11 protein-coding genes are annotated in these 11,826 nt (G+C 55.8%); 4 read left to right on the top strand and 7 right to left on the bottom strand.

The features are described 5' to 3' along the window. Positions 1-5 precede the first annotated feature (5 nt). The 4 genes from J4G78_RS11715 (at position 6) to sppA (ending at position 3,731) form a co-directional block, all read left to right on the top strand. Complete coding sequence (locus tag J4G78_RS11715) at positions 6-446, top strand: DoxX family protein (protein WP_207986738.1); 441 nt, start codon at positions 6-8, stop codon at positions 444-446. 124 nt (positions 447-570) lie between these two features. Beyond that, positions 571-1,095, top strand: coding sequence for a sigma-70 family RNA polymerase sigma factor (locus J4G78_RS11710; RefSeq protein ID WP_207986737.1), 525 nt, complete (start codon positions 571-573; stop codon positions 1,093-1,095). A 1-nt stretch (position 1,096) separates the two neighbouring features. Next, a complete protein-coding gene (locus J4G78_RS11705) occupies positions 1,097-1,750 on the top strand; it encodes an NrsF family protein (RefSeq protein WP_207986736.1) in 654 nt (217 codons plus the stop codon). Positions 1,751-1,841: 91 nt separating this feature from the next. Beyond that, positions 1,842-3,731, top strand: a complete 1,890-nt coding sequence (gene sppA, locus J4G78_RS11700; protein WP_207986735.1) for a signal peptide peptidase SppA — start codon at positions 1,842-1,844, stop codon at positions 3,729-3,731. Positions 3,732-3,888: 157 nt separating this feature from the next. Here sppA and J4G78_RS11695 read toward each other — a convergent pair whose 3' ends face one another. The 7 genes from J4G78_RS11695 to J4G78_RS11665 all read right to left on the bottom strand — a co-directional run bounded on the left by J4G78_RS11695 (position 3,889) and on the right by J4G78_RS11665 (position 11,762). Beyond that, entirely contained in the window at positions 3,889-4,527 is a 639-nt protein-coding gene (locus J4G78_RS11695) for a trimeric intracellular cation channel family protein (RefSeq protein WP_243457068.1), read from the bottom strand. Next, on the bottom strand, positions 4,524-5,204 hold the full coding sequence (locus J4G78_RS11690; protein ID WP_243457067.1) for a PepSY domain-containing protein: 681 nt from the start codon (positions 5,202-5,204) through the stop codon (positions 4,524-4,526). The genes J4G78_RS11695 and J4G78_RS11690 overlap by 4 nt, the downstream gene beginning before the upstream one ends. Beyond that, a complete protein-coding gene (locus tag J4G78_RS11685) occupies positions 5,201-5,776 on the bottom strand; it encodes a hypothetical protein (RefSeq protein WP_207986734.1) in 576 nt (191 codons plus the stop codon). The genes J4G78_RS11690 and J4G78_RS11685 overlap by 4 nt, the downstream gene beginning before the upstream one ends. A gap of 18 nt (positions 5,777-5,794) precedes the next feature. Beyond that, positions 5,795-7,201, bottom strand: coding sequence for a dihydrolipoyl dehydrogenase (lpdA, locus tag J4G78_RS11680; protein ID WP_207986733.1), 1,407 nt, complete (start codon positions 7,199-7,201; stop codon positions 5,795-5,797). 47 nt (positions 7,202-7,248) lie between these two features. Further along, positions 7,249-7,542 carry a GIY-YIG nuclease family protein gene (locus J4G78_RS11675; protein ID WP_259371366.1) on the bottom strand — a complete coding sequence of 98 codons (294 nt, stop codon included), beginning with the start codon at positions 7,540-7,542 and terminating at the stop codon, positions 7,249-7,251. 62 nt (positions 7,543-7,604) lie between these two features. Beyond that, positions 7,605-8,870: a 2-oxoglutarate dehydrogenase complex dihydrolipoyllysine-residue succinyltransferase gene (odhB, locus tag J4G78_RS11670; RefSeq protein ID WP_207986731.1), complete on the bottom strand. Its 1,266-nt coding sequence runs from the start codon at positions 8,868-8,870 to the stop codon at positions 7,605-7,607. Between the two features lie 111 nt (positions 8,871-8,981). Further along, positions 8,982-11,762, bottom strand: coding sequence for a 2-oxoglutarate dehydrogenase E1 component (locus tag J4G78_RS11665; protein WP_207986730.1), 2,781 nt, complete (start codon positions 11,760-11,762; stop codon positions 8,982-8,984). Between the last annotated feature and the right edge of the window lie 64 nt (positions 11,763-11,826).

Here is an 11,826-nt window from a genome sequence, read left to right as displayed (position 1 = left end):
CCGAAATGATGAACCTGATAAAAAAAGCAATTGGTCTAGTAAGCGGCGCTTTCCCAGAAGCTATCGCATTGTTATTTGCCCGTGTGGCATTGGCCGGAATTTTCTGGCGGTCTGCACGGACCAAAGTCGAAGATGGCAGCTTTCTGACGATGAAAGAGCTAACCGTTGATCTGTTCCGCGATGAATATGGGATGCCATTTCCCGAAATTACCGGATTGATCGCGACCTATGCCGAGCATTTCTTCCCGATCCTTTTGGTATTGGGTCTCGCAACCCGCTTTGGCGCGGCCGGACTGCTCGTCATGACCTTGGTTATTCAGTTTTTCGTCTATCCTGAAGCGTGGTGGTCTGTGCATATTGTGTGGGTAGCTCTGGCAGCGATCCTGATTACCCGTGGCGGCGGTCTGTTTTCGGTGGACCGGCTGTTCGGAAACAAGTTCGGCTGATGGAGCGCTACGCTTCATATCTGTATTCCCGCGCAGGCGGGAATCTGATGCCGGAACCTCTGGCCCGAGAGCGCAGCACCAGCAGGCTCCCGCCTACGCGGGAGCACAGATACGGGAATCAACCATGATCGCAAACGAAGAAACATTGCGCCATTTAATGGTCAAGGCGCAGGGCGGGGACAAGCAATGCTATGCCAGCCTGCTGACCGAGTGCGAAAAATGGCTGCGGCGCTACTATGCGCGCAAGATCAACCCGGCGGAAGTCGATGATCTGGTGCAGGAAACGCTAATCTCGCTCCATAGAAAACGGGCGAGCTATGATCCGACCAAAGCGTTCCTGCCCTGGCTGGCGGCCATCGGACGTTATCGCTGGATTGACGGCCTGCGCAAAATCTACCGCCACGAACATGGCGAGCTCAACGAAGAACTGGTTGCTGATCCACAAGATGAGGACGTGACCGCCAAGGTGAGCTTGGAACGGTTGCTGGGCATGATCCCCGACAAACAAGCCGACGTTATCGCCATGGTCAAGATCGAAGGATTAAGTATTGCCGAAGCCGCGGCAAAAACCGGCCAGTCGGAATCACTGGTGAAAGTAAATATCCATCGGGGGCTCAAAAAAATGAGCGCCCTTATCGAGAGTGAATAGCATGAGTAACGTTACAAAAAATGTAGCAAATAGCCTGATCGACGATCTGGTCGATGATCTGGCGCCAGTTCGTACCCTAAAGCCTTCCGGCGGTATGGCGGTGACGGCGATCCTGACAATAGCAGCCTGTTCGAGCGTCGCCTATTTCCTTGGCGTGCGTGGTGATCTGGCCATGGGCATGGCGCATGAGATGTTCTTCCTGCGCAGCGGTGTCCTGTTGATGCTGGGCGTCGCGACTGCCTTTGCTGCGGCCAATATGGCACGGCCCGGTGTCGGCAATCTCAACCGCGGGTGGATTTGGGCGCTGGTCACCGCGGGCCTATTTCCGCTGACCGCTGCAATCATGAGCGCGATCAATATGCCACCGGTGGAAGCTTTACGCCCCTCGGAAGGTCTGCGCTGCCTGACCGTCAGCACGATGTCAGCGCTGGTCATTGGCGGCGGCCTGACCACTTGGCTGCGGCAAGGGGCTCCTACCTCTCCGGAACGCGCGGGCTGGCTTGTCGGCATTGCATCGGGCGCTTTGGGGGCGGCGGCTTACAACATCTTCTGCCCGTTTAACGACATTTATTATATCGGATTGTGGTTCACCCTGCCGATATTGATCAGTGCCATCGCAGGACGGATTGTCGTACCGCACCTTATCCGCTGGTAATTTTATCCGCTGGTAATTTGTAAACAGCATAACCATATAGAAGGCGGCGTTCAGCAATGATCAGCCGCCTTTTTTATGGAGAATGACGACAATGCAATTTGCACGAGCCGCTTGGAAGTTCCTGGTAGCGATTAAAGACGGCCTGGTGCTGATAGCCATGTTATTGTTTTTCGCTGCACTTTATGCTGCCTTGTCCTCCCGCCCCAATGTCGCGGCAATTGGCGATGGGGCGCTGTTGCTCGATCTGAAAGGCGTTATTGTCGAACAACCTGCGCAGCAGGACTTCACCGCGATGTTCACCCGCAATGAAAATACGATCCGCGAATATCGGCTGCGTGATGTGGTCCGCGCGATTGACGCCGCCGCCGAGGATGACCGGGTCAAAGCCGTGGTCTTGGACCTCAGCACATTCATGGGCGGGGGACAAACGAGCCTGAGCGCCGTTGGGGAAGCGCTGGCGCGCGTCAAACAATCCAACAAGCCCATATATGCTTTTTCCAGCTTCTACAGCGATGACGGCTATCAACTCGCCGCTCATGCCGATGAAATCTGGATGGACCCGATGGGCGGCGTTGTCTTTGCCGGACCGGGCGGCAACCGGCTTTATTACAAAAATCTGATTGATCAGCTTGGCATTACGGCAAATATCTATCGGGTTGGAACTTATAAAAGTGCGGTCGAACCGTTTATGCGCGACAACCAGTCGCCTGAAGCCAAGGAAGCATCGGCAGCACTTTATTCGGTTCTCTGGGATAGTTGGCTAGCCGAAGTCAAAAAAGCGCGGCCGCAAGCCGTGATCAAGCCCTATGCCGATGATCCGGCTCGTTTTATCCAGATAGCCGGCGGCGATTATACCAAGATTGCGGCCGAACAGAAACTGGTCGATAAAATCGGTGATCGCGTTGCCTTTGGTCGCTATGTCGCCGAAAAAGTAGGCGAAGACACAACCCCGTCCCCCGACAGCTTCAAAAGCATCGCTTATGATAATTTTGTTGCCGCCAATCCGGTGAAAAGCGATGGAGATCCGATTGGCGTGATCACTGTCGCCGGCGAAATCGTGAGCGGCAAAGCAGGCCCCGGCATTGCCGCCAGCGGACGGATTGCTGAACAAATTTACAAGGCTCTGGAAGAAGAGCAGATCAAAGCACTGGTTGTGCGAGTCAATTCCCCCGGCGGTTCCGCCTTTGCCAGCGAAGAAATCCGCTTGGCCCTTGCAGACTTCAAAAAGGCCGAAATTCCGATTGTTATTTCAATGGGCGATGTCGCAGCCAGCGGCGGATACTGGATTGCCGCAGCAGGTGACCACATCATGGCGGAACCTGATACCATCACCGGCTCCATCGGTGTGTTCGCGGTTTTGCCGAGCTTTGAAAAAGCCTTGAGCAAATGGGGTGTGACCGCCGACGGCGTCCAAACCACGCCGCTTTCCGGAGAACCCGATTTTGTTGGTGGATTTAGCGATGACCTGAATACTGTCCTGCAATCCGGGGTTGAGCATAGCTATGAAGATTTTCTCAGCCTGGTCGGCAAGGCGCGCGGCAAGACCAATGCCGAAGTGGACACGATTGGTCAGGGCCGCGTGTGGGACGGCGGCACCGCCCGGCAACTGGGGCTGGTCGATAGCTTTGGCGGCATGAAAGAAGCGTTGGCGGAGGCGGCGAAACGCGCCGGTCTGGAAGAAGGCGCTTATCACGCGAAATATCTCGAAGCGACACCAACGTTTAATTGGTTACCGCTTGGCGGGACGCCCTTTGCGCAGGCCGAAGCCACACCGGTAACAGGCATGGTCGGCTGGATTGCGCGGCAGCAAAAGGCAAGTTTTGCCGAAGCATTGAACACGGCTCGCGGCCTTATGGCACGGGAAGATGTGCAGGCGCTCTGTCTGGAATGCGGCGGGTTGCGGCGGCCGGCTCAGAACAATGCGGTGCCAAACCTGTTTGACCTGCTCAAAAGCTATTCGCTCTCTTCGGCTGCGCAATAAATTCGTGCTCCCGCGCAGGCGGGAGCCTATCTTCAGAAAGATATTCAAGGCATTACAGTGCAAAAGAAGCGGTATATTTTCGCCGCTCATCTAGCAGTTGCAATAGACTATGGGTTAGGAGATGGGCTCCCGCCTGCGCGGGAGCACAAGACCTATATCAAGCACTGTCGTTTTCCTCAGCCCCGCGATAGGTAGGCAAAGCCAAGCCCTTTACAATCGCCAAAGCCCGCAGGGCAAAGCCGGCGGCGAAGGCGATAAGCGCTGCAACAATACCCGGCATCCCCGTCTGGGCCAGTCCGACAAAGGCAAAAGCCGATAGCGCGCCAGCGGTCACATAAAGCTCTGGCTTAACGATGATCGACGGCTCTCCCGCGACCAGATCGCGGATTACCCCGCCGACACTGGCAGTAACAATGCCCATGATCGCTGCCGGCACGGGATCAATGCCAAGCTGCAAGGCTTTGGCCGCACCAAAGACGGAATAAGCCGCCAGACCGATAGCATCAAACCAATCGACTGCGCCTGCTTTCCACCAGCGCACCGGCGTGATCCATACCAGCAGCGCAATCCCCAAACACAAGACCGGCACCCGGCTATCTTGCACCCAGAAAACCGGCGCATCAATCAACAGGTCTCGCACCGTCCCGCCGCCCACACCCGTCACCAGCGCGAAAAAAGCAAAGGTGACCAGTGTTTGCCCATTGCGGGCGGCCATCAGCGCCCCGGAAGCTGCAAAAACGGCGATCCCGAACAGGTCGAGCCAGCCGAGCGCGCTATAGAGAAGCTCGCTATTCAATCGTCTCTCCGCCGCTTGCGGGAGCCGCGTGTGAACAGCATGACAAAGCCTAATATCGATCCGAGTAAAGCAATCGCGGCTGACCCAATCAATATCGGATGACTGGTATCTTCCCGCGTCTGCAAATCCATGATGTGGAGACCCCACATGAAATCAAAGGCGCGCCAGAATTGGGTGCGAACCGCCAGTAGCTCGCCGGTATCCGCGTCGATATAAAAGCGTGCTTCATCTTCAAAAATAACCTGCCATGAGGGGCGATTCCGCCGCAAATCGGAAGGCGACTGATCTGCGGAAAAACGCTGCACTGACCGGATTGCAGCATCATCCGACCGCGCCGCTATGGCCAGTGCGCTGGCATCGGGAGCAGCGATAGGCGGCAACAATTTTCCCGTAGTCGGATCAGCCCGTCTTTTGCCGCCGTCAGCATAAGCAATCACCCAAAACGGCCCTTTTGCATTTTGCTGCAGCGTCAGGCTTTTGGTTTCGCGACCTTCCAGAACAGGCGCGACCGGTAGGATCGGATCAAGCCCAACCGGTTCGCTCCGCAAATGATTACCGCGCACATTTTCAATCGGTTGCGCCACCATCAACAACCCCGAGGCCGTCCACAAGATAATCGGAACGCCGATAAGCCAGCCGAGCCACACATGCCAGCGTATCAGCGTGCGGTGCTTCACGGTCGCTTCGCGAGCAAGTTTTTTCGCTCGGTAAGAAGAGCGCGATTATCAAATTCCGGATCGGCAATCTCGGTCGTCGCGATGATCTGAATGGCAGCATCCAGCTCCGCATTCGCCTTGTCATTGGACCCACGGGATTCAAAAACCAGCGACCGGATAAGATGCACCTGGACAATGGCGACATCAGCCGCCGGATATTGTCTGCCACCAGCCAGCGCAAAAAAGGCGTCCGAATTTTTTGCGAAAGCCTTGCTCACCAAGCTTTTGGGATCGGGCAAATATCCCCTGGTCATCGTGTTAAAACGCAGCGGCTCGACCGCGCTGAATATTTCCAATAAGGGTGTGCAGCTATAAAGCGCACGACCCATTTCCCGCCCGGTTACCGACTGACAACTTTCGGCATCCACCTGGTGAGAAGATGTGCGCGTGATCAAACTTGCATCCGTACGCGCCAATTTACCGATAGGGCCGTCCCATGCGGCATAGATATCCATCAAATTGCTCAACAGCTTTGGTGCTGGAGATGCCGCACATAAGAACGGCAGAAAAAGAAAAGCAAAGAAACGTTGCATATACTCGCCTCTCAAATCCTACATGTGGATGGGTTTGCCTTGCACTGCCATCGCCGCTTCCTTCACCGCTTCGCTGTGGGTCGGGTGCGCGTGACAGGTATAGGCGATATCTTCACTGGTCGTGCCAAATTCCATCGCCTGTGTGACCTGCGCGACTAGGGTTCCGGCCAGCGATGAAATGATATGTGCGCCCAGAACGCGGTCGGTTTCTGCGTCCGCAATCACCTTTACATAGCCATCGGTATCGCGGTTGGTCTTGGCGCGGCTGTTACCCGCAAAGGGGAATTTGCCGACCTTATAATCGACACCGCTTTCCTTGACCTCTTCCTCGGTCTTACCAATGCTGGCAATTTCCGGATAGGTATAGACCACACCGGGAATCAAATCATGGTTCACGATACCCTGCTGACCCGCGACAAATTCGGCTGCGGCAATGCCTTCGTCTTCGGCTTTGTGGGCAAGCATAGGACCGGGGGTGACATCGCCAATGGCGTAGACGCCTTTGACAGCGGTCTGGAAATCGTGGCCGACCTCAATCTGACCGTGTTTGTTGGTTTCAAGACCCGCCTTGTCGAGCGCCAGACCATCGGTATTGGGTTTGCGGCCAATAGCCACCAGCACGGCATCCGCTTCAATCGTCTCCGCATCACCGCCCTTGGCTGGCTCGACGGTGAGGGTGGCTTTCTTGCCTTTCACGGTACAGCCGGTCACCTTGGTGCTGGTCTTGATGTCAAAGCCCTGTTTTTTGAAAATGCGCGCCGCATCCTTGCGAATATCGCCATCCATGCCGGGCAGGATCTTGTCGAGATACTCCACGACGGTCACCTTGGCGCCAAGCCGAAGCCAGACACTGCCCAGCTCCAGGCCAATGACACCGCCGCCAATGACGACCATATGGTTGGGCACTTTCGGCAGTTCGAGCGCACCGGTGCTGTCAACAACGACATGCTTGCTATTGTCGATATCGACGCCCGGCAGCGGGGTGACCGAAGACCCCGTCGCGATGATGATATTTTTCGCGGTGACCGTCTTGTTGCCGACCTTGACGCTATTCGCACTTTCAAACGCGCCGCGCCCTTTCAGCCATTCGACCTTGTTCTTCTTGAACAGAAATTCGATACCGCCGGTGAGTTCGTCAACGGCCTTGGATTTTTCCGCATGCATCTGTTTGAGATCCAGTTTCGCGCCGGTCAGCTTGATACCAAATTTCTCCAGCGCGCCGGAATGCGCTTCATGATAGAGCTCCGATGCGTGCAGCATCGCTTTGGACGGGATGCACCCAACGTTAAGGCAGGTGCCGCCGAGTGTCTCGCGGCTCTCCACACAAGCGGTTTTCAGGCCGAGCTGCGCGGCGCGAATAGCCGCGACATAACCGCCCGGGCCAGAGCCGATTACCAATACATCATAGTCGAAATTGTCGGTCATTACTTACTCCTTCGTGCTCCGGGCGAAGACCCGGAGCCCAGGGTGGTTTAAAGCAACGTATCAAAAAGATCTTTCCATTGCGGATTGTTCTTTTCAATCAGTTCCAGTTTCCATTCCCTTTTCCATTTCTTCATTTGCCGTTCCCGGCGTCTTGCTTCTTCCAAATCATCATAGGCTTCGTACCAGACAAGCATTTTGCATTCATTGTCTTTTGAGAAGCCCTCTATCAATCCGTTTCTATGCTGATAGGCGCGCTGGACTAGATTGCTGGTAACACCCAAATAAGTGGTCCCGTTCCGCTTTTTTGCCATCAGGTAAACAAATCCCGGTTTCGTATTTATTCTCCGTTATCCTGATCCATCCTGGGCTCCGGGTCTTCGCCCGGAGCACATTTCGCCAAAACTTACAAATCAATCAAAAGCCGCGTGGGGTCTTCAATTGCTTCCTTGATCCGCACCAGGAAGGTCACCGCCTCCCGGCCATCGATCAGACGGTGATCATAGCTCAGCGCGAGATACATCATCGGACGCGCTTCGATCGAGCCATCCGGCATCACAACCGGGCGTTGCTCGATCCGGTGCAAACCAAGCACTGCCGACTGCGGCGGGTTGATAATCGGGGTCGACATCAGCGATCCGAATACGCCGCCGTTCGAGATTGTGAACGTGCCACCTTTCATATCCGCCATGGTCAGCGTGCCGTCTTTGGCGCGCTTGCCGAAATCGCCGATTGTGTTCTCGACATCGGCAAAGCTCATCGTTTCGGCATTGCGGATCACGGGAACCACCAGACCATTGGGCGCGCTCACCGCAACCGAAATATCGACATAGTCATGATAGACAATCTCATCGCCATCAATCTGCGCGTTGACCGACGGCACATCTTTCAGCGCGAGGCATGCGGCTTTGGCGAAGAAACCCATGAAGCCCAGCTTCACACCATGTTTTTTGGCAAACAGCTCTTTATATTTGCTGCGTGTTTCCATCACCGCAGTCATGTCGACATCGTTAAAGGTCGTCAGCAGGGCCGCCGTATCCTGCGCTTCTTTGAGACGCTTGGCGACGGTCTGGCGCAGACGGGTCATCCGCACGCGCTCTTCATTACGAGTGCCGCCGGCTGCTGGCGCGGTGGTCGGAACCTCGGCGCCTTTGGCCGTGCCCTTCTCAACCAACGGCGCCTCGGCACCATTTTTCACATATTGCTCGACATCATCTTTGGTCAGGCGGCCATCTTTGCCGGTGCCTTTAATCTTGCTGGGGTCGACGCCATGCTCAAGCACCAGACGGCGGACTGCTGGTGACAATGTGATCGACGATGCCGGATCGTCCTGGCGTTCTTTCGCAGCATCGGCGCTGTCTGCGGTTTTTGTCGGCGGATCGGTGGGTTCGGTGCTTTTCTTGGGATCGGTTCCAGCGGCTTTTGCTTTTCCACCGCCCGCTTCAATCTTCGCGATAATAGCGCCGACTTCCACGGTGTCACCCACTGCAACAAGATGCTCGCCCAGCGTTCCCGCTTCAGGCGCTGGCACTTCGAGAGCTACCTTGTCGGTTTCCAGGCTCGCAATGGGCTCGTCTGCATCGACCGCATCACCGGGCTGCTTGAGCCATTCACCCAAGGTCGCTTCGGTAATCGATTCGCCCAATACGGGGACTTTTACATCTGTTGCCATTTTTCAATCCTATTAACGCTGTGCTCCGCACTTGATGCGGAGCTTAGGGTGGCTGTCACGCCGTTCCATACTGGGCTCCGCATCAAGTGCGGAGCACGTTGCTCTGTTTTATCAACCATGCCCCAAAGCCTCGGCAATCAATCTGTCCTGCTGCTCTTTATGCCGCGAAGCCAATCCTGTAGCGGGCGAGGCAGATGCCACGCGCCCAGCATAAACGGGATCACTTGGTCCGACCTTCGCTTCGGCCAGACAATCCTCCAAATAAGGCCGGACAAAGTCCCAGCTGCCATTATTTTTTGGCTCTTCCTGTGCCCAAACCAGAGTTTCGAGATTTTTCATCCGCTTGAGGCGCACCACGAGGGGTTCGGCCGGGAAGGGATAAAGCTGCTCGATCCGCACAATCGCCGTATTCTTATCCTTGGCGGCATCACGCGCTTCGATCAGGTCATAAGCGACCTTGCCGGAGCACAATACGAGCCGTTTGATATCCTTGTCCGCGGGCGGATTGGTGTCCGACTTGATCCGCATGAAATGATGGTCGCCCTGAAATTCCTCGGCGCTCGACACGGCCATCTTGTGGCGGAGCAGCGATTTGGGCGTCATGATGACCAAAGGCTTGCGGAAACTGCGCAGCATCTGGCGGCGCAATACGTGGAAATAATTGGCCGGGGTGGTGATATTCGCGACCTGAATATTATCCTGCGCGCACAGTTGCAGGAAGCGTTCCAGCCGCGCGCTGCTATGCTCAGGGCCCTGCCCTTCATAGCCATGCGGAAGCAGCATCACGAGGCCATTGGCGCGCAGCCATTTGGCTTCGCCCGACGCGATAAACTGATCGATCATGATCTGTGCGCCATTGGCGAAATCACCAAATTGCGCTTCCCATAGCACCAGTGTTTTCGGGTCGGCACCGGCATAGCCATATTCAAAACCGAGCACGCCATATTCGGACAGCGGGCTGTCGAGCACTTCAAACCGGCCATGCGGCACAGTGCTGAGCGGCACATATTTTTCTTCCGTTTCCTGATCGACCCAGACGGCATGGCGCTGTGAAAATGTTCCGCGACCACTATCCTGACCGGACAGGCGGACATTATAGCCCTCGGCAACCAATGAACCATAAGCCAACGCTTCACCAGTCGCCCAGTCGAAATTTTCGCCCGTTCCAAACATCTTGGCTTTCGCACTAAGGACGCGGCCCAGTGTTTTGTGAATCTTGTGGCTGTCGGGAACCGTCGTCAATGTCCGTCCCAAACTTTCGAACAATTTGGGATCAATCGCCGTTTCGACGTTGCGCCGTGCTGTTTCCGGGTCCGCGGGAATATGCAGGCCCTGCCATCGGCCACCAAACCAGTCGGCTTTATCCGGTTCATAATCATCCGCCGCCTTGAATTCGCCTTCGAGATGGTCAGCAAAAGCCTTGCGGGTCTTGGTTCCCCAATCCGCATCGATCACGCCTTCCTCAATCAGCCGCGCTTCGTAAAGCTTGCTGACCTTCGGATGCTTCTTAATCGCGGCATACATAATCGGTTGCGTGAAACTGGGTTCGTCGCCCTCATTATGGCCGAAGCGGCGATAACACCACATGTCGATGACGATATCGCGGCCAAAGCGCTGACGGAATTCGATTGCGATTTTGCAGGCAAAGGTCACCGCTTCGGGATCATCGCCGTTGACGTGGAAAATCGGCGCCTGCACGCCTTTCGCCACGTCGCTTGGATAAGGCGAGCTGCGCGCAAATTGCGGGCTGGTCGTGAAACCGATCTGGTTGTTGATCACGAAATGGATGCACCCGCCGGTATTATAGCCGCGAATGCCGGAAAAGCCGAGACATTCCCAGACTATGCCCTGCCCTGCAAAGGCCGCATCGCCATGGATGAGCACGGGCAAGACCTGCTCATGCTTGGTCAGGTCATCGCGCGCCACTTGCTGCGCGCGAACCTTGCCGAGCACCACCGGGTCCACCGCCTCGAGATGCGATGGATTGGGCACAAGGCTCATGTGTACGTTGATGCCATCAAATTCGCGGTCAGTGGAGGTGCCGAGATGATATTTCACATCGCCAGAGCCGCCCACTTCATCCGGGTTGGCCGAGCCGCCGTGAAATTCGTGAAAGATGACCTTGTAAGGCTTGGCCATCACATTGGCCAAGATGTTCAAACGCCCGCGATGGGCCATGCCATAGACAATATCGCGCACACCCGACTGGCCGCCATATTTGATGACATTTTCCAGCGCCGGCAGCATCGCTTCGCCGCCATCGAGGCCGAAACGCTTGGTCCCGACATATTTCTTGCCGAGGAAATTTTCATATTCCTCGCCCTCGATCACCTTGTTGAGGATCGCTTTCTTGCCTTCCGGCGTAAACTGGATCGCGGCGTCCTTGCCCTCCATCCGGTCCTGCAGGAAGCGGCGTTCGTCGGTGTCGGAAATATGCATATATTCCAGACCAACCGAACCGCAATAATTGGCGCGTAGCACCGCTTCGATTTCCTTGATCGAGGCGGTATCAAAACCCAATACGCCCCCCAGATAGACGGGCTTGTCGAGCTCATCCGCCTTGAAGCCATGAAATTCGGGGGTCAGGTCAGCGGGCTCTTCCAGCTTTGACAGGCCAAGCGGATCGAGATTGGCGCCGAGATGCCCGCGCACCCGATAGGTGCGGATCAGCATCATCGCGCGGATCGATTTCTCCGCCGCGAGGGCTACTTCGGCATCGGACATGGACTTGCCGGATTTCGTCGCAGCCGCCTTGATCTCGATCCCCATTTGCGTGGGATCAAGCGCGCTGTTCAGCTCATCGGCGTCATCAATCGGCCAATGTTTCTTTTGCCAGCTGGGGCCTTGTTCTGGTTCAGAACCAACGCCGAATTCCTGATTTTCAAAACCCATAATCTTGATCCGCTTTATCTTGCTTGTATTCCCGCGAAGGCGGGAATCTTTTACCGGTCAACGC

The organism is Parasphingorhabdus cellanae (assembly GCF_017498565.1).
Lineage (GTDB): Bacteria > Pseudomonadota > Alphaproteobacteria > Sphingomonadales > Sphingomonadaceae > Parasphingorhabdus > Parasphingorhabdus cellanae.
This window is presented reverse-complemented; position numbering and strand designations above follow the sequence as displayed.